General features: G+C 33.4%; 22 protein-coding genes and 1 pseudogene. 17 read left to right on the forward strand and 6 right to left on the reverse strand.

Features of this window, described 5'->3' with window-relative positions; all coding sequences use genetic code 11:
• Nucleotides 1–110 precede the first annotated feature (110 nt).
• The gene (locus FN795_RS05810) at nt 111–551 is read left to right on the forward strand and encodes a c-type cytochrome (protein WP_142449782.1); all 441 of its coding nucleotides are present in this window, start codon (nt 111–113) and stop codon (nt 549–551) included.
• A 243-nt stretch (nt 552–794) separates the two neighbouring features.
• Here FN795_RS05810 and FN795_RS05815 read toward each other — a convergent pair whose 3' ends face one another.
• Nucleotides 795–2,003 carry an MFS transporter gene (locus FN795_RS05815; protein ID WP_142449783.1) on the reverse strand — a complete coding sequence of 403 codons (1,209 nt, stop codon included), beginning with the start codon at nt 2,001–2,003 and terminating at the stop codon, nt 795–797.
• A 100-nt stretch (nt 2,004–2,103) separates the two neighbouring features.
• On the opposite strand from FN795_RS05815, the gene FN795_RS05820 reads away from it, so the two are divergent.
• The 13 genes and pseudogenes from FN795_RS05820 to FN795_RS05880 all read left to right on the forward strand — a co-directional run bounded on the left by FN795_RS05820 (nt 2,104) and on the right by FN795_RS05880 (nt 10,039).
• Nucleotides 2,104–2,922 (forward strand): AraC family transcriptional regulator, encoded by an 819-nt coding sequence (locus tag FN795_RS05820; RefSeq protein WP_142449784.1) that lies wholly within the window; start codon nt 2,104–2,106, stop codon nt 2,920–2,922.
• Nucleotides 2,923–3,004: 82 nt separating this feature from the next.
• Nucleotides 3,005–3,364, forward strand: coding sequence for a hypothetical protein (locus tag FN795_RS05825; RefSeq protein ID WP_142449785.1), 360 nt, complete (start codon nt 3,005–3,007; stop codon nt 3,362–3,364).
• Between the two features lie 77 nt (nt 3,365–3,441).
• Nucleotides 3,442–3,891 carry a hypothetical protein gene (locus tag FN795_RS05830; protein WP_142449786.1) on the forward strand — a complete coding sequence of 150 codons (450 nt, stop codon included), beginning with the start codon at nt 3,442–3,444 and terminating at the stop codon, nt 3,889–3,891.
• A gap of 98 nt (nt 3,892–3,989) precedes the next feature.
• Nucleotides 3,990–4,355 carry a hypothetical protein gene (locus FN795_RS05835; RefSeq protein WP_142449787.1) on the forward strand — a complete coding sequence of 122 codons (366 nt, stop codon included), beginning with the start codon at nt 3,990–3,992 and terminating at the stop codon, nt 4,353–4,355.
• Nucleotides 4,356–4,424: 69 nt separating this feature from the next.
• Nucleotides 4,425–5,042, forward strand: coding sequence for a hypothetical protein (locus tag FN795_RS05840; protein ID WP_142449788.1), 618 nt, complete (start codon nt 4,425–4,427; stop codon nt 5,040–5,042).
• Nucleotides 5,043–5,165: 123 nt separating this feature from the next.
• The gene (locus FN795_RS05845) at nt 5,166–5,633 is read left to right on the forward strand and encodes a DUF1572 domain-containing protein (protein ID WP_142449789.1); all 468 of its coding nucleotides are present in this window, start codon (nt 5,166–5,168) and stop codon (nt 5,631–5,633) included.
• An 82-nt stretch (nt 5,634–5,715) separates the two neighbouring features.
• Nucleotides 5,716–6,081 carry a hypothetical protein gene (locus tag FN795_RS05850; protein WP_142449790.1) on the forward strand — a complete coding sequence of 122 codons (366 nt, stop codon included), beginning with the start codon at nt 5,716–5,718 and terminating at the stop codon, nt 6,079–6,081.
• A gap of 202 nt (nt 6,082–6,283) precedes the next feature.
• Nucleotides 6,284–7,470 (forward strand): annotated as a pseudogene (locus FN795_RS05855) (hypothetical protein).
• 152 nt (nt 7,471–7,622) lie between these two features.
• The gene (locus FN795_RS05860) at nt 7,623–7,949 is read left to right on the forward strand and encodes an ArsR/SmtB family transcription factor (RefSeq protein ID WP_035649207.1); all 327 of its coding nucleotides are present in this window, start codon (nt 7,623–7,625) and stop codon (nt 7,947–7,949) included.
• Nucleotides 7,939–8,439 (forward strand): SRPBCC family protein, encoded by a 501-nt coding sequence (locus FN795_RS05865; protein ID WP_142449791.1) that lies wholly within the window; start codon nt 7,939–7,941, stop codon nt 8,437–8,439. Before FN795_RS05860 ends, FN795_RS05865 begins: the two co-directional genes overlap by 11 nt.
• A gap of 46 nt (nt 8,440–8,485) precedes the next feature.
• Entirely contained in the window at nt 8,486–8,986 is a 501-nt protein-coding gene (locus FN795_RS05870; protein WP_142449792.1) for an SRPBCC family protein, read from the forward strand.
• 132 nt (nt 8,987–9,118) lie between these two features.
• Nucleotides 9,119–9,628 (forward strand): hypothetical protein, encoded by a 510-nt coding sequence (locus tag FN795_RS05875; RefSeq protein WP_142449793.1) that lies wholly within the window; start codon nt 9,119–9,121, stop codon nt 9,626–9,628.
• A 39-nt stretch (nt 9,629–9,667) separates the two neighbouring features.
• Nucleotides 9,668–10,039 carry a hypothetical protein gene (locus FN795_RS05880; RefSeq protein ID WP_142449794.1) on the forward strand — a complete coding sequence of 124 codons (372 nt, stop codon included), beginning with the start codon at nt 9,668–9,670 and terminating at the stop codon, nt 10,037–10,039.
• Nucleotides 10,040–10,157: 118 nt separating this feature from the next.
• Here FN795_RS05880 and FN795_RS05885 read toward each other — a convergent pair whose 3' ends face one another.
• The 3 genes from FN795_RS05885 to FN795_RS05895 all read right to left on the reverse strand — a co-directional run bounded on the left by FN795_RS05885 (nt 10,158) and on the right by FN795_RS05895 (nt 13,207).
• On the reverse strand, nt 10,158–11,693 hold the full coding sequence (locus FN795_RS05885) for a YifB family Mg chelatase-like AAA ATPase (RefSeq protein WP_142449795.1): 1,536 nt from the start codon (nt 11,691–11,693) through the stop codon (nt 10,158–10,160).
• A 98-nt stretch (nt 11,694–11,791) separates the two neighbouring features.
• Entirely contained in the window at nt 11,792–12,154 is a 363-nt protein-coding gene (locus tag FN795_RS05890) for a hypothetical protein (protein WP_142449796.1), read from the reverse strand.
• A gap of 75 nt (nt 12,155–12,229) precedes the next feature.
• The gene (locus tag FN795_RS05895; RefSeq protein WP_142449797.1) at nt 12,230–13,207 is read right to left on the reverse strand and encodes a Gfo/Idh/MocA family protein; all 978 of its coding nucleotides are present in this window, start codon (nt 13,205–13,207) and stop codon (nt 12,230–12,232) included.
• Between the two features lie 131 nt (nt 13,208–13,338).
• Here FN795_RS05895 and FN795_RS05900 point away from each other — a divergent pair, with 131 nt between their 5' ends.
• The 3 genes from FN795_RS05900 to FN795_RS05910 all read left to right on the forward strand — a co-directional run bounded on the left by FN795_RS05900 (nt 13,339) and on the right by FN795_RS05910 (nt 19,348).
• A complete protein-coding gene (locus FN795_RS05900) occupies nt 13,339–16,338 on the forward strand; it encodes an amidohydrolase family protein (RefSeq protein ID WP_142449798.1) in 3,000 nt (999 codons plus the stop codon).
• 37 nt (nt 16,339–16,375) lie between these two features.
• Complete coding sequence (locus FN795_RS05905) at nt 16,376–17,683, forward strand: amidohydrolase family protein (protein WP_142449799.1); 1,308 nt, start codon at nt 16,376–16,378, stop codon at nt 17,681–17,683.
• Between the two features lie 339 nt (nt 17,684–18,022).
• Nucleotides 18,023–19,348, forward strand: a complete 1,326-nt coding sequence (locus FN795_RS05910) for an ammonium transporter (protein ID WP_035649219.1) — start codon at nt 18,023–18,025, stop codon at nt 19,346–19,348.
• 201 nt (nt 19,349–19,549) lie between these two features.
• Here FN795_RS05910 and FN795_RS05915 read toward each other — a convergent pair whose 3' ends face one another.
• Entirely contained in the window at nt 19,550–21,649 is a 2,100-nt protein-coding gene (locus FN795_RS05915; RefSeq protein WP_142449800.1) for a protein-disulfide reductase DsbD family protein, read from the reverse strand.
• Complete coding sequence (gene tilS, locus FN795_RS05920) at nt 21,649–22,959, reverse strand: tRNA lysidine(34) synthetase TilS (RefSeq protein ID WP_142449801.1); 1,311 nt, start codon at nt 22,957–22,959, stop codon at nt 21,649–21,651. The genes FN795_RS05915 and tilS overlap by 1 nt, the downstream gene beginning before the upstream one ends.
• Nucleotides 22,960–23,002 lie beyond the last annotated feature (43 nt).

Raw genomic sequence — 23,002 nt, forward strand, 5'->3', positions numbered from 1 at the left:
TAAAAAATACAAAATCAAAAATGATTATCTTCATAGTTTTAGAAATACAGCAGACAGTATAAAACTGACAAAAATCAAACGAAAGAAAAACTAATATATCTTAAAAACTCATGAATAAATTATTTTTTATTGTTGCACTTGCATTCTTTCTGAGTTCTAATACTGAAAAAAAACTGTCGGATAATAAAATCTATTTACAAGAAAACTACATTAAAATTGATAAAACCGATCCTCTTTACACAAAAGGACGGAATATTTTCAAAAGGGATTGCGCAGCCTGTCATTATATCGGAATGGATCTATTAGGAACTGCTCCACCTTTGGGCGGTATTACTAAATTGCGAAAAAAAGACTGGCTGTATAAATATACCCGAAATTCATATCAAATGTATGAGCAAGGCGATAAAATCGCAAAAGAAATCAGATCAAAAAAAAGTTGGGGCTTAATGACCTCATTTCCGAATCTTACAGACTCTGATCTGGATGCCATTTATTATTTTGTTGAGAAAAGATACGAAATGACAAAAAAAGGAATTCCTGTTGAAAAATAAATAAATAAAGATGATTTGAAGTCTGCATAGCGGAGAAAAAAATAATTGCATTTAGTCTTTCGCTGGCTCGAGACACTTGCACTAACAAACAAAAAAAGAACAAAAATCTTTTATAAGTTACTTCCAATTTTAACTGAAGGAATATATCACAAATTAGAAAAGGCTTTAGCCAAATTGTAGATAATTTGGCTAAAGCCCTTAAGCTTCTTTATTATTTTTTCATCCAGCTAAAGCTGGACGCAATTAAACCTTCTTCCTCCCTTCAATATTCGGTAAGAAACCAGTAATAATCCCAATCAAAGGCAAAAACGCACAAATCTTAAAAACATATTCTATACTTGTTGCATCGGCGATTTTTCCTAGAACTGCAGAGCCTAAACCTCCCATTCCGAAGGCGAAACCGAAGAAAAGACCAGCTACCAAACCTACTTTTCCTGGTAATAATTCGGTGGCGTAAACTAGAATTGCAGAAAACGCCGAAGAAAGAATCAATCCTATAATTACAGATAAAGTTCCGACCCAAAATAAATCCACATAAGGCAACATCAACGTAAATGGCGCAACTCCAAGAATCGAAACCCAGATTACATATTTTCTTCCAATGCGGTCGCCAATTGGTCCTCCAATCAAAGTTCCCGCTGCAACAGCTCCAGAAAACAAGAATAAATAAACCTGAGATTGCTGAATTGAAATATGAAATTTATCAATTAAAAAGAACGTATAATAACTCGTAATACTGCTCATGTAAAAGTATTTAGAGAAAATCAAAACCAATAAAATAATCAGCGAACCAATAACTCTGTTTTTTGATAAATGATGCGTTTCGATTTTAAGCGCGGCTTTATTAGCATTTCTTTCAGACAAATGTTCCGTGTACCAAAGCGCAATTTTATACAAAGCAAAAATTCCTATTAAAGCGATAATACAAAACCAAGCCACATAACTTTGTCCGTGCGGAATGATAATAAACGCCGCTAATAAAGGTCCGATGGCGCTTCCTGCATTTCCTCCCAATTGAAAAATTGATTGTGCCAATCCTTTTTTACCGCCCGAAGCCAAATGCGCGACTCTTGAAGATTCCGGATGAAAAATCGAAGATCCAATTCCGATTAAACTTACTGATAACAATAGAAAAGTAAAACTAGACGCAATAGAAACCAAAAATAATCCGGTCATTGTAAAACACATTCCAATAATAAGCGAATACGGTTTTGAATTTTTATCAGTATACATTCCCACAAAAGGCTGCAAGATCGAAGCGACGATTTGATAGGTAAAAGTGATAATTCCGATTTGGGTAAAACTCAGTCCGAAATTTTCTTTAATGAGCGGATAAATTGACGGAACTACAGCTTGTAAAAGGTCATTAATTAAATGCGAAAAGCTGATTATAAAAAGTATTGAATACGTTGTTTTTTTAATTACTTCTGGTTGTACTTTAACGGTTTCCATGAGTTGTTTTTAGGTTAATCTTCATTTTAAAAATAACAGCTGCATTATTTTTTTACAAAATTGAAATAAATTACAATGTCAAAATTGCTATATTTGGACAATGAATAATCAGATTCGGACATATAGAATGGCGCAGGATTATGGATACCAAATCAATCCATCAATTCCTGTAATTGGTTATACCGAAATGGTAAATAACGAAATGTGCATCTCGCATTCGCATCCGAGAGCGCAACTTATTTATGCTACGCGCGGTGTAATGCATGTTGTGGTTGGTAATCATATTTGGGTTGTAAATCCGTTGCAGGGATTGTGGCTTCCGAGCGGTGTCGAACATCAGGTTACTTTTCAGAAAGACGTTAATTATTATAGCGTTTTTATCGATCCTTCTGCAACTAAGGGATTGCCAACGAACAGTTTTTCTTTTGATATTCCGATGTTCTTAAAACAACTGGTTTTCAAAATAATCTCTTTTGGAACAAACGGAAATCTAACCGATTCGCAACTAAGAATCATTGCTGTTTTTCTTGATGAACTAGCACAAATTGTCCCAAGCGCCACATTTTTACCAACTACAAATAATGAAAGATTGCAAAAAGTCGTTGAACTTTTAATGAGCGATGTTGCAAGCAAACACACGATTGATCATTATGCAGAACTTTCATTTATGAGCAGCAGAACTTTATCGCGTTTATTCATAAAAGAATTGGGAATGAATTTCAGCGATTGGCGTACGCGTCTTAAATTGCTTGAAGCCATAAAAAGATTAGGCGAAAAACAATCCATAAAAGAAATCGCTTTGGATTTAGGCTATGAAACAGCCAGCGCTTTTATTTTTATGTTCAAAAAACATTTAGGTAAAACGCCTTCTAATTATATTTTAGAAGATGAAAATGATTCGGATAAAATATCGGCGTAAAGCATACATATTTAAACAACTTTGCTAAAAAATAACCGCTCATTCATATAACTTTAAAGTAGGAATAAAAACAAATTAAAAAATGGACATAATAGGCAACAGATTAATGGCTAGCACAATTGAAGAAGTCATAGAGAATTCGCAAAAACAAACAATCATTTTTAATTTAATGTTTCCTTATGATTTTGCAAATAATTTGTTTGAAGAAAGATATTTAAAGTTCAACAATGTCATTTTCTATCAGGTCGAAGAAATAATTATTCCTTTAGGCAGGATTCCACAAATATGTAATATAAATGATCTTGGTGAATTTCATAAAATAGTGATCACTCCACCAGATAATTTGGAAGTAAAATTTATCCGGCGAAAATTTGAAATTACTACAACTGTTGGGAAAAGAATTATTGAATTTTCAGATTATGAGTTTGAAGATAAAAAATAATATTTTTTATCCATATCAAATTAAAGTTTAATTCTTTAAAAAACTATTTTAGCTTACCAAATCAAAACCCCAAAACTATGAAAATTACGATTTCTCTGTCAGCTTTATTTCTATTGCTATCAACCAATTTGTTCAGTCAAACTATCGCGGATTTAAAGTTAAAATCAAAAGAAATTCCAAAAGCCTATACCTTCAACGACGGTAATATTTGCATTACGCCTCAAGCCTGTACTTTTTACAACGACATTGAAACCTACAGCAATATTGTTGGAACAGTAAAAAGCAAAGCGATTCAGAATTTTAGAAGCAAAGGCGATCGTGGTTCTATTATGTATTTTGAATTTGAACATGTTTTTAAAGGTGACAGATTTCTGCAAGGATTACTTTGGGGAAAAGACGGCCAGCCAACAGACGAACATCCGGAAGAATATGTTGTAAAAGGAAAATTTCTAATCATTTGGAGTTTCCGTCCTGATAGTGCTTTAAAGGAAAAATCCGAAGAAAAAATAGAAAAACTGTTGCCGTAAAACATCGAAGAACATTTAAAGAGTAAATTAACTTCATTTAGAATTCATCTTTTCGAATTACTTTTGCAAGTGCAACACTTCATCTTAAATAATAAAAAATGAAACCACAAATACGAATTCTTTCTTATTCAATACTTTTCTTTTTATATCTAATTTCAACACCGATTATTTTAAAAATAGGTGAAAAACTAAAAACGGATCCTTTTCTAACTTTAGGATTCGGTTATGCGGTCTTCAATATTATTTACGCTTTTATAGCTTTAAAATGGAAACCTTTATTGAATGTAATCTACGCTATAGCGATTGCATCATTAGCGTTATTTCTCGCTTTGAAGTTTACAAATTTGCATTTGCTTTTCGAATACGATCCGTATCAGGTAAAAACGGCTATACTTGCTAATGCTGTTTTTGCTGTTATTTTTTGGGAGATTGTTTATCAGGTGAAAATTAGAATGAAAAAATAATTTTTTCAATTCGCTCTAGCTTCACTTTTTATATTTTTTAAAATTCACTTTCCAATAAAAAAGTAAATAATGAAACTAAAATCGCTCTTAATATTGCTAACCCTGTTTCAATTTTCATGTAAAGACAAAAAAGAAAAGCAAGTTGAAACATGGAATAAACGAGTTCAGGAATTCAAAATTCAAACAAAAAAGAGTAATGTTTTTGATTTTCAAAAGTTTATAATCTCAAAAGGGAAAATTGGAGAAATAAAAATAGGAATGCATATTAATGATGCTGAAAAATTCTTAAACCAATTGACTAAAACAAAAGCTGAAGCTTACGATTTTGGTTTTGACGGAGGCGGATTTGCCTATATTTATTCTTTAAAAAACCAACCTGTTATAGCGTTAATTCCGAAAAGAGATTCGGATGAAATTTTAGCAATCGCTGCTTTAAGTAAAAACCTAAAAATGAACAATGGTTTGCATCCAGAATCTACTGTTGCTGAAATACGACAAAAATATCCGGATATTAAAGTTAATCAAGATATAATGATGGATTGGGAATTTATGCAAGACGAAAAAAACAATCTGCAATTTATATTTATGACCAGTGAAAATAACCAAATTGGAGAATACTCCGAACTCGAAATACCTTCAGAACCAAAAAGAATCGATATAAAAACGGATTGGATTGAAATCAGATAAAAATCTGCTCATTTAAAATACATACTACAATTCAGAATATAAATCTACCTCGACAACAGCATTTTACAAACGTAATTTCTTAAATTAGCTTATAAACATTTCTAATGAAAATTTTATTTGGCTATGAAAAATACTTCAGAAATTGCAAATCGGTTTAGAGAGATTATTTTAAACGGAACCTGGGTTGCCAATACCAATTACAAAGATCAGCTCGAAAATCTGGATTGGAAAATTGCCGTTGCTCCACTTCAAAACTTAAATACAATTGCAATTCTCGCGCAACATATTCATTACTACATTAACGGAATAAATCAGGTTTTTAAAGGCGGAACATTGGATATAAAAGATAAATTCAGTTTTGACTTTCCTCCTATTCAGTCGCAACAAGAATGGGAAATTTTTCTAAACAAATTTTGGAATGCAGCTGAAGAATTTGCTTCTTTGGTGGAACAAATGCCTGATGAAAAACTAGATGAAGGTTTTGTTGATGTAAAATATGGCACTTACAGAAGAAATATCGACTGTATGATTGAACACAGTTATTATCATTTAGGCCAAATTGTATTGATTAAAAAACTCTTGCAAAACTGAAAAAATAATAAAGCTTAACCTTAACTTTTTTTTCAAAATAGTAAAATTCGTAAATTTAATTTTCAATTCTAAAAATTTAAAAATGAAGAAAATACTTTTATTATTTGTTTTGTTAATTGGTTTATCTGCTAATGCTCAAACTTCTAAAGAATTGATAGGAAAATGGCAATTAGTAAAATGGACCAAAAACGGTAAAGAAAAAGATATTCAGAAACGTTTTAAAACAGATCAGGTTTTTCAGGTATTTAAAGAAAATGGCGATTTCGAAAGTGTAATTGGCGATGAATCTCATAAAGCAAAATGGAAATTATCAAGCGACAATTCTCAGTTGACGATCGTTTCTGTTATTTTGCCAGTTGTATTTAAAATTAATTCTTTTGACAGAGAAAAACGTAGTATCTCAAACCCTGAAGTGGGCACTTTTGAGTATAAAAAAGTAAGTGACTAAATCCCGATCGTTTTTTTATTACTCAAAAAAAACAAAACTTCTCATCTAGCCCCGATAGAGCCGATATCCTCGCAGAGATAAAGGCGAAAGCGGGACTGAACATTCTTATGAAAACATAGGTTTCTGCTCCTTAAAAAATCTAAAAAAAGGCATAGTTGTTGAAAGTTAAAAAAGATATATTTACACCTTCAAAAAATACAACATGCAAAAAATTACTTTTCTATTTTCTATATTATTTTTGGCCTTTTCTTCGTGCGGTGTAAAAACAACTCAAGCGTTAATAAGCGATGGGAATTATGACGGCGCAATTGACCGTGCGGTTGAAGCTTTAAGAACGAATAAAGATTCAAAAGGAAAACAGGATTATGTATATCTGCTCGAAGAGGCTTTGCTAAAGCGAAAGATAGAGACTTACGTAATCTTGAAATGCTCAACAAAGAAAATAATCCTGCAAATACTGAACGTATCTACAATACTTATGTACAGCTAAACAACCGTCAGGAAAAAATTAGGCCTATTTTGCCTTTGAAATTATTAAAACAGGGAAGAAACGCACTTTTTCCGTTTGATAATTATTCGAATGAAATTGTAAACAGCAAAAACGCACTTTCAAAATATCTGTATGAGAACGCTTCTGCTCTTTTGAAATCAAATAACAAAATGGATTTCAGAAAAGCTTACGATGATTTTGCCTATTTGGAAAGTTTAAATCCGAATTATAAAAATGCAAAAAAACTAATGGATGATGCTCAGTTTAAAGGAACTGATTTTGTGGATGTTTATGCCAAAAATGAAACCAATATGGTGATTCCGAAAATGCTTCAGGATGATTTATTGGATTTTAAAACTTATGGATTAAACGACAAATGGACGGTTTATCATAGTGCAAGACAAAAAAATATAAACTACGATTACAGTCTGATTATTAATTTTAGAGATATTTATATTTCGCCAGAGCAAATCAAAGAAAAGGAATTTACTAAAGAAAGACAGGTAAAAGATGGCGTAAAAACACTTTTGGACAGCCGAGGAAAACCTGTAAAAGACAGTCTGGGGAAAGAAGTTAAAGTAGATAATTTTAAAATTCTTCGCGCAACTGTCTACGAATTTAGACAATTTAAATCGTGCCAGGTTACTGCAAAAGTTGACTACGTAGATTTGAAATCGAATCAACTGGTTCAAACATTTCCAATTAGCAGTGAATTTGTTTTTGAGAATATATATTCGACTTATAAAGGCGATAAAAATGCATGCGATGACAATTATCTTGGCAACTTCAATAAACGTGCGGTTTTGTTTCCGAATAACGAACAAATGGTTTATGACACGGGCGAAGACTTGAAAGCCAAACTAAAAGACATCATTGTAAAGAATAAATTTAGACGGTAATTATATAACACGATTATAAAGAAAAAGGCGCATTTTTAATGCGTCTTTTTTTGTTTAGGTTCTTTTCTTAAAAAAAAAATGCTTTTTTGAATTGCGCAACCAAAAAGTTGCATATATTTGCAACTGATTAGTTGCGTAATTCTATTTTAAAAATGAAACGAGATATTTTTCAGGCAATCGCCGATCCGACGCGAAGAGCAATTTTAGTTTTAATTTCTTCAACAGCATTAACCCCAAATGCAATTGCAGAACAATTTAAAACAACGAGACAAGCAGTTTCTAAACACATTAAAGTTTTAAACGAATGTGATTTATTGGAAGAAAAAAAACTGGGCAGAGAAATTTATTATCAGCTCAAAATTGACAAAATGAAAGAAGTAGATCAATGGATGGAACAATTCAAGAAAATCTGGGAAAGCCGTTTCAGCCAATTGGATCAAGTATTATTAAATTTAAAATCTAAAGAAAATGAAATCTGAACTTACAATGAATTTTTCCATAGATAAGGAAAATATAGCCGTAATTATAAAACGCGAATTCAATGCGTCATTGTCAAACGTTTGGGCAGCCTGGACAGAGGTTGAGATATTAGATCAATGGTGGGCGCCGGCTCCCTTCAAATCCAAAACAAAAAGCATGGAATTCAAGGAAGGCGGGCGCAGATTGTACGCCATGGTTGGGCCAGATGGTCAGGAACGTTGGAGTTTTTTTGATTATTCTTCTATTTCTCCAAAAACAAATTTCAAACACTCTTCTACTTTTTGCGATGCTGATGCAAATCCAGATCCAAATATGGGAAGTTCTTATTGGGATGTTACATTTTCTGAAGAAGGCGATTTGACTGTTGTTGATATTGTAATAAAACGCGATAGTCTGGCCGAATTAGAAAAAGTTGTAGAAATGGGATTCAAAGAAGGATTTACAAGCACGCTTAAAATCTTGGACAAAATTCTTGAAGCAGGCAAATAAAATGCTTTGAATAAAATCAAATACTAATACATTTAAAATCAATATTATGAAATCAAATCTTTTAATGAATTTTACTGTAGATAAAGAAACGAGTACCGTAAATGTAAAACGTGAATTTAATGCATCATTGTCAGCTGTTTGGTCAGCGTGGACAGAAGCTGAAATTCTGGATCAATGGTGGGCGCCAGCTCCGTGGAAGGCACGAACTAAAAGCATGGAATTTAAAGAAGGCGGACGCCGACTGTATGCAATGGTTGGTCCTGAAGGTGAAGAACATTGGGCAATTGCCGATTTTACTTCAATCAGTCCGAAGACAAATTTTAAATATTTAGATGCTTTCAGTGACAGCGAAGGAAATTTAAACAAAGAATTCCCTCGTTCTGACTGGGATGTCAATTTTTCTGAACAAGATGGTTCGACTTTTGTTGATATTGCGATTAAACATGAAAAACTTTCTGATTTGGAAATGATTATTCAGATGGGATTCAAAGAAGGCTTTACTATTGCAATGGAAGGTTTGGATGTAATTTTTGCAAATCAATCCTAGTAAAAAATATATTCGCAATTCAAAAATACCGCTTTGTTATAGAAGCGGTATTTTTTTTACTTATATTTTAATTGCTATAATTTGAGTTTAATTTGTATTTTCAACCTGAAAACTAGAGTCAAAAAAACTTAAATGATCCATCTTTTTACAAAACTTAAAAATACGTACCTACTTTTTACTTTACTGTTATTAATCAGTTCATGCAATTCAAGCAAAAAAATCTCTGGAATTTACAGATCAAATTTTGCGCAATATGGCTTTTTTGTAACCGAAGTTAAACTGAATGAGGACAGTACAGCTGTATTTCAAAAATGGGGAGATGTATTGGGTGAAAAACTAAACGGAAAATATAAAATTTCGAAAAATACTTTATATCTAAAATTTAATAAACTAAAACATGATTCATCAAAAGACACTGTGTCAATTAATGAATTATCAATGATTCCTATTGATACATCTGAATATCGAGATTCACATGGATACGATTTAAAATCTGAAAATGGGATTCCATATCATCTTAAATTCAAGATAAAACATAATAAGCTACTTGTCTATAATTTTGTAAGTGACAAAATTATTCGCAGATGCCAAGGATCAAAAAATAAAGCGAGATTTTATTTAAAGAAACTAGATAACTATTAAAAACTACCTTTAAAAAACCAAAATTCTAACCAAAACATTATGATAAAATTCATTACCACCGCTCTTTTGTTTGCCACTATTTCAGCATTCTCTCAAAGCAGATATGAACTTTCTGATAAAGGAAAAGACAAATTCTATCTTTCTGATTCTATTTCAAATTTAGCTAAAACTGGTAAAATTACAGTTCAACCAATTGTTGTTGTTGACGGAATACCACATCGTTTTCAGGACTTAGAAAAAGAGAAACTTGTTTTGTCTAAAATGGAAATTTCCAAAATTATCGCTATGGACAAACAAAAAGGAATCAGCATTTATGGAACTTATGGAGAAGCCGGCGTTTTGATTGTTACCACAAACAGAAGTAGTTTTCAAAAACGTGTACCAGAGGTAAAAGAAATGAAAGAAAATTAATTTTTAGTTCAGGTTTCACTCAAGATTGTCAAGCTGAGCGAAGTCGAAGTCCTCGCTTCAATAGGAACTCCCTTCGACTTCTCTCAGGATGACAAAAGTTTTTACAATTCACAATTAATTACCCCAACCAACCTTCACGATCCAAACTTCTGTATTGAATTGCTTCGGCGATGTGTTGCGAAATTATAGACGGAGCATTATCTAAATCAGCAATTGTTCTGGCTACTTTCAGAATCCTGTCATAGGCTCGAGCGGAAAGATTCAAGCGCTCCATTGCAGTTTTCAGCAACTCTTTTGATTGTGCGTCTAAAGCGCAAAACTCCCGAATTAATTTACTGCTCATTTGAGCATTGTAATGTATGTTTTCTATTTCCTGAAATCTTTTGGTTTGAATTTCTCTGGCAGCGGTAACGCGTTTTCTGATTTCGACACTGCTTTCGGCTTTTCGGTCGTCCGCTAATTTCTCGAAAGGAACAGGAGTTACTTCTATATGAATATCAATTCGGTCTAAAAGCGGTCCGGAAATTTTGCTCATATAACGCTGCATTTCATGTGGCGAAGACGTATTAGGCATACTCGGATCATTAAAAAATCCACTCGGACTCGGATTCATGCTCGCCACCAACATAAATGACGACGGATAAGTGACCGTAAATTTGGCTCTAGAAATAGTTACTTCACGATCTTCCAATGGCTGACGCATCACTTCTAAAACATCGCGCTTAAATTCTGGCAATTCATCCAAAAACAAAACACCATTATGCGCCATTGAAATTTCGCCCGGTTGCGGATAACTTCCTCCTCCAACAAGTGCGACATTAGAAATCGTGTGATGCGGGCTTCGAAACGGACGTTGATTCATCAAACCGACTTCTTTCAATTTTCCGGCAACACTGTGAATTTTAGTTGTTTCAAGTGCTTCGCGCAAAGTCATTGGAGGCAAAATACTCGGAACACGTTTTGCCAACATTGTTTTTCCTGCACCGGGCGGACCAATCAAAATAATATTATGACCGCCCGCGGCAGCAATTTCCATACAACGTTTAATACTTTCTTGTCCGCGTACATCTGAAAAATCAAATTCAGGGAAATCCAGACTTTTATAAAATTCCGCACGAGTATCAATCACTGTTGGTTGAAGCGTATCTTTTCCGGCAAAAAAATCTATTATTTCCTGCAAATTCGAAACACCGTAAACATCTAATCCAGCTACAATTGCGGCTTCTTTTACATTTTGAATTGGGAGAAAAAATCCTTTATAACCTTCTTCTTTTGCTTTTATAGCAATTGGCAAAGCGCCACGAATAGGTTGCAAACTTCCGTCTAATGAAAGTTCGCCCATAATAATATATTGTTCGATTTCGGGAGCTTTTATTTGGTCGGAACCAATTAATATTCCCATTGCGAGTGGTAAATCGTATGCTGAACCTTCTTTTCTGAGGTCGGCGGGCGCCATATTGATGGTTATTTTTTTGCCCGGAAGCATCAATCCGTTGTTCTTTAAAGCGGCTGCAATTCGGTAACTGCTTTCTTTTATCGCATTATCTGGAAGCCCAACTAAATGATAACCAATTCCTTTGTCCATATGAACTTCCATCGTAATTGTGGTTGCCTCTACTCCAAAAACGGCACTTCCATAAACTTTTACTAACATAATTATTCTTTCATTAATTGCTTTTAAAACTAATGAAAAAAATATTAATTTGTAAGTTTTTTATTTCAAATTATAAATTCTAGAAGAATAAGTTGGTTTCACTCATTCTTATAAGGCCAAGAATAAATTCCAGTTGGCTGAATACTATCAATCAAAATAAATTTTTGCGTTTCATCTCTTCGGAAAATATATAAATATTTTTGTTCTGCTCCTTTATGGATTGAATCACCCACTTTAACACAGTTATAAGGGAAAAAATCATATTGCCACATATCTATTTCAATGTCATTATGAAACGGTGTAACACCACCAGTAGGTGTGTTTTCAACTTTTGTAACTACAAAATCGTATTTCTTAAAATGTACAGTTCTCGATTTAAAATAGTCATTTATAAGTAACAAAATTATGCCGCCTATAAATATTAGAATACCAAATTTAATTCTATTAAAGTTTTTATTCATTCAATTAGGTTTTAGTAATTTTTGGAATTGATTTAAATGAACGGCAAAATCGCATCTTTTACTGCATTAAGATTTTTAAAACTTCAGACCAATCTGAGTTTTAATTTCCTCCACAATCCTACTCAAATCCAAACAATTCTGATGTGACCAAAATTTACTTTCAATTTGGCCATTTCGAATACAATCATGACATTCCATAATTTCATGCGAATAACCTTTTCCTAAAACTGGTAAACTGATAACAGCTTCTTTTTCATCGTTTATAAATAAAGAATATCCATCGGCAACAAACCAAGGCGAATTCAGTTCGATTCGTCCTTTACTTCCGGCGATAATTGCGTTCATATCTGAATCAGAAACAATTGAAGCGTGCAAAATCGATTGTGCCGATTCATATTGCAAAATCATGGAAGTCTGCAAATCAATATCATTTTTATGTTTTATTGCTTTGGCGATAATCTCCTTTGGTTTACCTAATAATATATAAGAAAGAAATAATGGATAAACGCCAATGTCAAATAATGCGCCTCCTCCCCGTTCTTTATCAAAAAGTCTAAGATTTTCAGTTTCGCTTCCGCGGAAAGCAAAATCAGCTTTTATATATTTTACTTCACCAATTTCTCCGTTTTCAACTTTCTGCAAAACTTCTTTTATTGACGGAATAAATCGCGTCCAAAAAGCTTCCATGAAAAACTTATTATTCTTTTTTGAAGCTTCAATCATTCGAACAGCATCAGAATAAGAAAGCGCCAAAGGTTTTTCGCATAAAACATGTTTTCCGTTTTCTAAAGCTTTAATCGATAATTCAGCGTGCGAATCGTGTGGTGTGGCTATGTAAATAATTTCGATTTCTTCATCGGCAAAAATCGCATCGTAAGAATTGTAAGCTTTAGAACAATTGTATTTTTGAGCAAAATCTTTTGCTTTTTCTAAATCTCTCGAAGCAACCGCCGTCAATTCAGCATCTTCCAACAACATTAAATCGGTCGCAAATTGATTGGCTATATTTCCTAAACCAATTATTCCCCATTTTATTTTTTGTGAATTTTTCATAAATGTCCTATATACACTATCCATCAACGATTTACCTAAATTTTCATCTAAAATAGAGAAAAAACATTTTGGAAAATTAAAACTTATCTAACATATTTTCATATTTTTAGCAACAAATTAGCAAATACCATATGAAAAAAGCCCTACTACTACTCTTTTTGAGCGTTTTTTTAACAAAAACGTATGCTCAAGACTACTTCCCTGTTAATGAAAGTGTGCACAACAAAAGTAAAAATTACACTGTTTTTACGAATGCCACTATTTATGTAAGTCCAACTCAAAAAATTGAAAAAGGAACGTTGCTTATCCAAGACGGAAAAGTAGTTTCTGTTGGAACCAATATTGCAATTCCTAAAAACAGCATCACAATTGATCTGACAGGAAAAACAATTTACCCATCATTTATTGATATTTATACCAGTTTTGGAATCGAAAAACCAAAAGGAAACATGACTCCAGGACGCAGCCGTAATCCACTTTACGATACAAAAAGAACTGGTTTTTACTGGAACGAAAGTGTAAGACCTGAAGTAAACGGTTACGAAACTTTTAAATACGATCAGCCAAAAGCTGATGAGTTTTTGAAAGCTGGTTTTGGTGTTGTTGGAACTCACGTACCTGACGGAATTGCTCAGGGATCTGGAGCTCTTGTTGCTTTAAACAATGAAAACAACTCAAAACAAATCATTTCAAACAAATTAACAAATCACTTTGCTTTTACAAAAAGCGCTTTGACAAATCAGCAATATCCAAGTTCTCTAATGGGTATGATGGCTTTGCTTCGTCAAATGTATTTAGATTTAGATTGGTACAAAAAAGGCAATTCTGAAACTAAAGATTTATCATTAGAAGCTTTGGCAAGCAATGAAAAACTGGTTCAGATTTTTGCAACAGAAGACAAATTAAATAGCTTAAGAGCTTCAAAAATTGCAAAAGAATTTGGTTTAAATTACGTTTTGAAAGGAAGCGGAAATGAATTCGAAAGAATTGAAGAAATCAAAAATACGAATGCAAAATTTATTATTCCGATAAGTTTTCCTGATGCTTATGATGTTTCGAATCCGTATTTATCAAACCAAATTGAATTAGCTGATATGCGTTTCTGGAATCAGGCACCAACGAACCTAAAAGTGCTTTCGGATAACGGAATTGTTTTCGCCTTGACGACTGATAAATTAAAAAAGATCGAAGATTTCAAACCTAATTTATTAAAAGCAATAAAATATGGTTTTGACAAAACAAAAGCTTTAGAAGCGTTAACTACTATTCCTGCAGCGATTTTAGGAAAAAGCGACGAAGTTGGAAGTTTGAAAACTGGAAGTTATGCAAACTTCATTATTACTTCTGGAGAAGTTTTTGACGAGAAAACGGTTTTATATGAAAACTGGGTTCAAGGAAGCAAATTTGTTGTGAATGATATCAATGCGAAAGATATTCGCGGAAATTATGACTTGACTGTTGGAAAGGATACTTACAAATGGAAAATTGATGGAACTGCCGATGCTCAAAAATCGGAAATCACAACTGTTGATGCTAAAAAAGTAAAAAGTACTTTTTCTATCGCAAAAAATTGGGTTTCTCTTGTAATCAAACCTGCTGATACTATTAAATCAAACTTTGCTCGTTTAACAGGATTTGTTGAAAAAGCAGATGCTTTATCTGGAAAAGCAGTTTTATCAAATGGAGATGAATTGGTTTGGAATGCAGTAAAAACAAGTCCGTTTGTTGCGGTTAAAGATACTTTAAAACCAGAAAAACCAAATCATGTAATGCCTGTAACGTATCCAAACGTTGCTTTTGGTGATACTAAAAAACAAACTGCTCAAACTTTATTATTCAAAAACGCTACAGTTTGGACGAATGAAAAAGAAGGAATTTTGACAGAAGCTGACGTTTTGATCAAAAACGGAAAAATTGCTGCTGTAGGCAAAAATCTTTCTGACGCATCGGCAACTGTAATTGATGCCAAAGGAAAACACATTACAAGCGGTATTATTGATGAGCATTCGCATATCGCGATTTCTAAAGGTGTAAACGAAAGCGGACATAACTCAACTGCCGAAGTAACAATTCAGGATGTTGTAAACTCTGAAGATATTAATATTTATAGAGATTTAGCCGGAGGTGTTACAATTTCTCAATTATTGCACGGATCTGCAAATCCAATTGGCGGTCGTTCTGCGATTGTAAAATGGAAATGGGGTTCTGCTGCAGATGAAATGTTGTACAAAAATCAGCCTAAATTTATCAAATTTGCTTTAGGTGAAAACGTAAAACAAGCAAACTGGGGAATTGACAATCCAACTCGTTTCCCACAAACAAGAATGGGAGTTGAACAAGTTTTTACAGATTATTTCCAATTGGCTAAAGAATATGACGAAAACTGGAAAAAATTCAACGCTGGAAATAAAAAAGGAAAAGCACCAAGAGTAGATTTAGAATTACAGACTCTTGCTGAAATTTTAAACAAAGAGCGTTTCATTACTTGCCACTCTTATGTAGAGTCTGAAATTTTAAATTTGATGAATGTTGCTGAGAAATTCAACTTCAGAGTAAATACTTTCACTCATATTTTAGAAGGTTATAAAGTAGCTGACAAAATGAAAGAGCACGGCGTTGGTGCTTCAACATTCTCTGACTGGTGGGCTTATAAATTTGAGGTAAATGACGCAATTCCGTACAACGGACCAATTATGCACAACGAAGGTGTAGTTGTTGCTTACAATTCTGATGATGCTGAAATGTCTCGAAGATTAAACCAGGAAGCTGCAAAAGCTGTAAAATACGGAAATGTATCTGAAGAAGATGCCTGGAAATTTGTCACTTTAAATCCTGCAAAATTATTACATATCGACGATAAAGTAGGAAGTTTAAAAGTAGGCAAAGATGCCGATGTTGTTTTATGGAGCGAAAATCCATTGTCTATTTATGCTAAAGCTGAAAAAACAATTATTGAAGGTGTAGTTTATTTTGATATCGAAAAAGATGCTCAAAAACAATTGGCCATCACTAAAGAAAGAAATGAATTGATTGGACAAATGCTGCAGGAAAAAAACAAAGGAAACAGCACTCAGGCTCCAACAAGAAAAGAGAAAAGAGAATATCACTGTGATACTTTAGAACAGTTATAAAAGCTTTAGAAAATTCATAATGATAAAAAGAGACAACATGATAAATAAAAACATATATAAATTGCTGTTATTATTTTGTGCTTCTGTACAAATAAATGCTCAGCAAATTCCGGCACCAAAGCAATCAAAATCGATTTTGATTTTAAATGCGACTGCGCACTTAGGTAACGGAAAAGTGATTCAAAACAGTGCCATTGGTTTTAAAGACGGAAAAATTACTTTAGTTGCCGATGCAACAACAATCAGACTTGCCGCTGATGCTTATGAAACTACTATTGATGCTTCGGGAAAACATGTGTATCCAGGATTTATTGCTGCCAATACAACTTTAGGATTAGTTGAAATTGATGCCGTAAAATCATCTGACGATCAAGAAGAAATTGGGACTTTTAACCCAAATGTCAGAAGTATTATTGCTTATAACTCTGAATCGAAAGTAGTTGAAACGGTTCGTCCAAATGGTGTTTTAGTAGCTCAGGTTACGCCGCGTGGCGGAACGATTTCTGGAACTTCATCAATTGTACAATTAGATGCATGGAGTTGGAAAGATGCTATTTTAAAAGAAAATGACGGAATTCATTTGAATTTTCCATCTAGTTTTAAAAGATCTGGATCTTGGTTTGAGCCTGGTGTTATTGAGCCAAACAAAGATTATCCGAAACAAGCGGAAGAAATCAACGCTTTTTTAATCAATGCAAAAGCGTATAATCAAACAACGCCAAAAGAAAGAAACATTGTTCTGGAAGCTACAAAAGGCTTGTTTGACGGAACTCAAACTCTTTACATTCATGCGGATGAAGAAAAGCAAATTGTAGATGCAATTCAATTGGCTGCCGACAATCAAATCAAAAAAGTTGTAATCGTTGGTGGATTTGAAGCTTACAAAGCAACGGCGCAATTATCAAAATACAATGTTGGTGTTCTTTTAAGACGTGTTCACGATATGCCAACAAGCGCTGATCAAGATGTAAACCTGCCTTATAAAATGGCAAAAATACTTACTGATAAAGGTATTGTTGTTGGTTTAGAAAACAGCGGTGATCATGAGCGTATGAGTGTGAGAAATTTACCTTTCTTAGCTGGAACTTGTGCCGCTTTTGGTTTAGACAAAGAAGTTGCCGTGCAGTTGATTACGCTAAATACAGCAAAATTATTAGGAGTTGATGCAACTTGCGGAACTTTGGAAACAGGTAAAGATGCTACTTTATTTATATCTGAAGGAGATGCTTTAGATATGAGAACAAATAAATTGACAACTGCTTTTATTCAGGGCAGAAACATCAATTTGGATACTTTTCAAAACAAACTGAACAGAAAATTCAAAGAAAAGTTCGGTCAGAAATAATTAGATTTTTCTAATACAAAAAGGCATCATTTGAAATATTCATTTGATGCCTTTTTTATTTAAAACAAAACAATCTGAACAGTACATTAAATAATTTGAATATAAAAAATCATTATTTTAAGAATAATAGTATCTTTTTTTCATCAGAAACTGCACAAATGACAACTTTTACCCATTTCAAGATTAATAAATTGTAAAATTTAAGTCTTTTTTAAGATATACACGCAAAATTTAGGGGGTCAAATTTTAAAATTAACAAAAATTAAACAATAGACTCTATTTTTTATAGGGGTGTCGAATGATTTTATACTTTTATAAAAAATTTAAAACTAAATAACTATGCGAAAAATTATTTTAAGTGTGATCCTCATCACGATTTTGTTACTATCTATTTTTTCTATCTCATTTGTTACTGAATCAAAAACATTAGGCGCTCATGTTGTTGAATTAAAACTAGACACGGGTGATACAGCATGGATGGTTGTTGCAACGGCATTTGTATTATTAATGACTCCGGGATTAGGATTTTTCTATGGCGGTATGGTAGGCAAGAAAAACGTAATCAGTACAATGCTTCAAAGTTTCATGGCAATGGTAATTGTTACAGTTCTTTGGGTAGTAATTGGATTCGGATTATGTTTTGGTCCATCTATAGGCGGTTTCATTGGAGATCCTTCTTCAAATATATTTTTCCAGGGCGTAAGCGCAAACACCGCTTGGGAATTAGCACCAACAATTCCTATGATTCTTTTTGCTTTATTCCAGGCAAAATTCGCAATCATTACTCCAGCATTAATTACAGGAGCTTTTGCAGAACGTGTACGTTTCTGGGCTTACTTATTATTCATGGTTTTATTTATATTATTCGTATACGCTCCATTATGTCACATGACTTGGCATCCTGATGGATTGTTCTTTGGATGGGGAGTTCTTGACTTCGCTGGTGGTACTGTAGTACACATGAGTGCTGGATGGGCTGCTTTGGCTGGAGCAATCTTCTTAGGAAAACGTAAAGTTCAAAAAGTTAACCCTGCAAGAATCACTTATGTATTATTAGGTACAGGTTTATTATGGTTCGGATGGTTTGGTTTCAACGCAGGTTCTGCAGTTGGAGCTGGAAGTCTTGCTGCTCAAGCTTTAGGAACAACTACAATCGCTGCTGCTTCTGCTGCTATGGCTTGGGTTTTCCTTGATAAAATATTAGGACACAAATTATCTGCAATGGGAGCTTGTATTGGTGCTGTAGTAGGTTTAGTTGCGATTACTCCTGCTGCTGGTTTTGTAAGCATTCCTCATGCATTAGCAATTGGTATTATCGCTGCGGTAATCAGTAATATTGTAGTTAGCAAATTCCCTAAAGGAAAAATCGACGATGCACTTGACGTATTTGCTTGTCACGGTGTTGGTGGTATGGTAGGAATGTTATTGACTGGTGTTTTTGCTTCTAATAGCGTAAACTCTATAGTTGGAAAAAACCAAGGATTAATTTTCGGTGATGCTACTTTATTCTTAATACAATTAAAAGCATTAGTTATCGTGTCAATCTTTGCTTTTGCTGCTTCTTATGCTTTGTTCTTCATTGTAAACAAAATTACTCCTTTAAGAGTTACTGAAGAAAAAGAAGAATTAGGATTAGACATCTCTCAACACGGAGAATACTTATAATAAAAAGAATTTCCTCTTTTTGCCTTTATAAAAAATCCCTCTAAGTTTAGCTTAGAGGGATTTTTGTTTGAATTAATATCAACTTTATTAGTTCTTAGTAATTAGCTCTTAGTGATTATTCACTTTCTTTAGTTTAACCATTTAACTCCATAAAATTATAAAGAAAAAAACAAGGGTTATAACACTAAGAACTAAAAAATCTTATTTGAAATTCGCAATTCCTTCTTTCAGCCATTGCAAATATTCTGCGGTACTTACGTAACTAATTGTTGGTTTAGAACTATGCAGGTTATTGCCTTCTAAATCCGTGATAACATACAAAGGCTGCGTATTGGTTTTATATTTTGAAATCATAAAATCAGTCCATTTATCTCCTACGGTAATAATTTCATCTCCTGCTTTCGTAACATGTTGTTCATTTTTTGGAAGCTCTCGTTTATCATCAACGTATAACGAAATTAAAACAACATCATTTTTTAAAATTGGAAGAACCGAAGGATCTGACCAAACATTGTTTTCCATTTTTCTGCAGTTTACACACGCATAACCTGTAAAATCAAGCATTATTGGCTTGTTGATTTCTTTCGCATATGCTAAACCATCTTCATAATCATGAAAAACCATTATTCCGTGTGGGCCTAATTCTGCGCCTTCAGGAAGTCCTTTTATTGATTCTGTGCTTCCTGTTGAATTCCCTGAACCTCCAACGCCAAATGGACTTTCGCTATATTGTGGTGGCGGCGGAAAAGCGCTAATTAATTTTAAAGGCGCTCCCCAAAGTCCCGGAATCATATAAATTGTAAAACTTAAAACAAGTAATCCTAATGATAACCTTCCAACCGAAATATGATGTGTCGGGCTATCGTGTGGCAAAGTGATTTTTCCGAATAAATACAATGCAAGAGTTCCAAAAATAGCAATCCAAATCGCTAAGAAAACTTCTCTTTCTAAGAAATGCAATTGTAAAACCAAATCAGCATTTGATAAGAATTTGAATGCTAAAGCCAATTCTAAAAATCCTAAAACAACTTTTACAGTGTTTAACCATCCTCCAGATTTTGGTAATGAATTCAACCAGCCCGGGAACAACGCAAATAACATAAACGGAAGTGCTAATGCTGAAGAGAAACCTAACATTCCAACGATTGGAGCAATTCCTCCATTTGAAGCAGCCTCAACCAACAAAGTTCCTACAATTGGTCCTGTACATGAAAATGATACAATTGCCAATGCCAAAGCCATAAATAATATTCCAACCAAACCTCCTTTGTCTGCTTGTTGATCGGCTTTGTTTGCCCATGAATTTGGAAGCATAATTTCGAATGCTCCTAAAAATGAAACAGCAAAAACGACTAAAATCACAAAGAAAATAAGATTGAACCAAACATCTGTCGATAAAGCATTTAAAGCATCAGCACCGAATATTTTAGTTACAATCAATCCTAAAATCACATAAATTGCTATGATTGATAATCCGTAAATTATAGCATTTCTAATTCCTTTTGCTCTGCTTTTACTTTGTTTAGTAAAGAAACTTACCGTCATAGGAATCATCGGGAAAACACAAGGCGTAAATAAGGCTGCAAAACCACCTAAAAAAGCCAAGAAAAAGATAGACCACAAACTTCTAGACGGTGCCGGTGCAGGCATATCTTCTTTCGAAATTGGTTCTTCCACATTAGATTTTACCACCTGAACTTTTGCAGTATCTGCTGCTTTTGCGATTGTATCCACCGCAATTCCAGTTACTTTCGTCTCGTCCTTTTTCGCTTCTGTTATTGCCGGAACTGCGTCCATATTGAAAGTCGACGGAATCGCAATTGAGAATTTTTTATTAGAATTGATACAAACTTCTTTACAAACCTGAAAATCAAATTCCACATCAACCGTTTTTAAATTTGGGTTGACAATCTTGATTTCCTGTTCGATATGTGCTTTTCCTTCAAAGAAAGTTTCATTTACACCAAAAACATCATTAAAAGCTGTTCTGTTTTTTCCCTCCTTTGCTTTTCCAACTAATTCGTAATTTCCTTTTTGATTTTTGAATGCAATTTCCAGCGCAAGCGGTCCGCCTTCTGGTGTAAATTGCGAGTACATATGCCAGTCTTTTTCAATTGTTCCGTCAAAAATTAACACGGCATTGTTTCCGGATTTTTTTTCAATTTTCGAAGTCCATTTTACTGGCTCTAAAACCTGAGCATTACTTTTTGCAAAAGAAAAAATAAAAAACAGTAAAAATAAAAGAGATTTGCTCCAGTAGTTTTTTGACATTATCGCTTGGCGGTATTGATTAAAGTTCATTATTGTAGTTCTATTTTAAGTATATTATTTGTGGTATTTTCAATTTTAAAACGTTCGTCTTGCCTGATTCCAACAACCCATACAATTTGGTTATCTGAGCACAAAATCCATGTTTTTTCTTTTTCAATTAGAGATAATTTTTCATCTTTAAAAAGCTTGCTTACTTTTTTTGATTTTCCCTGCATTCCAAAAGGCTGAAAAACATCTCCTTCATTCCATCTACGTAAAATCAAAGGAAACTGGATTTTTTCGGCGTCCACAAAGATAGCTTTATTTGAATCTATTGTAATGTCATCTACTTGACAAAGCTTCAAATTTAAGGGAAAATTAACTTCTGTGTCTTCTTTATTAATTTCAAATTCTTCGTCATTAGGCTCATACGAAATTGGACTCAAAATCAAGGTTTCTCTGTTTTTAAGCAATCTGAATTCTTCCGAAAGCACTTGTTTTCCAGATTGTCCGTTTACCAAATCGTAAATATCATTCCATGCCGTGAAACCAAATTCATTTAGCCATTGGTACAAATACGATTTATAATTTGGTAATTTTTTCAGCTGATTTAAATCGAAATGAATATCTTCTCCATCTTCTTTCGCAACCTGCTGATAAACCATAATTGATGCATCTTCAGTCATTTCCTGCGATTCCTGCAAATACGATTGTGTCTTTTGAAAAGCATTCAAAAAGTTCGGATTGATTTCTTTTAGAATAGGAACTAAATCGTGGCGAATTTTATTTCGCAAATATTTATTCGAAGCATTACTGCTGTCCTCGCGCCATTCAATATTATTTTCTTCGGCGTATTTCAAAATTTCTTCTCTTGAAAAAGGCAAAAGCGGACGAATTATTTTGTCATTTTGTTCCGGAATTCCAGTTAAACCTTCTAATCCAGTGCCGCGTGTTAAATTGATAATGAAGGTTTCCAGATTATCATCGGCATGATGCGCCGTTAAAATATAATCGAAATTTTCTTCTTCCAAAAGCTCATAAAACCAACTATAGCGAAGTTCTCTCGCAGCAACTTGTGTCGATAATTTATAATCTTCGGCAAAAGCTTTGGTATCAAATTGTGTGGTAAAAAACGGAATGTTATTTTGCTTGCAGTAATTTTTAATAAATTCCTGATCGCCAAAACTTTCTAAACCGCGAAGCTGAAAATTACAATGCAATACAGCAATTTCATAAGGCAGTTTTTTCAATAAATGCAGTAAAACCATACTGTCCAATCCGCCACTAACAGCCAGAAAAAGCTTTTTTTCTGCTAAAAATGGAAATCTGGAAACAATATGATTTTGAAAGTTTGAAAACATTTGATAAATGTAAAGAATTAAACTTTATCTATTTTTAAATGAA

Source organism: Flavobacterium resistens (assembly GCF_900182645.1).
GTDB lineage: Bacteria > Bacteroidota > Bacteroidia > Flavobacteriales > Flavobacteriaceae > Flavobacterium > Flavobacterium resistens.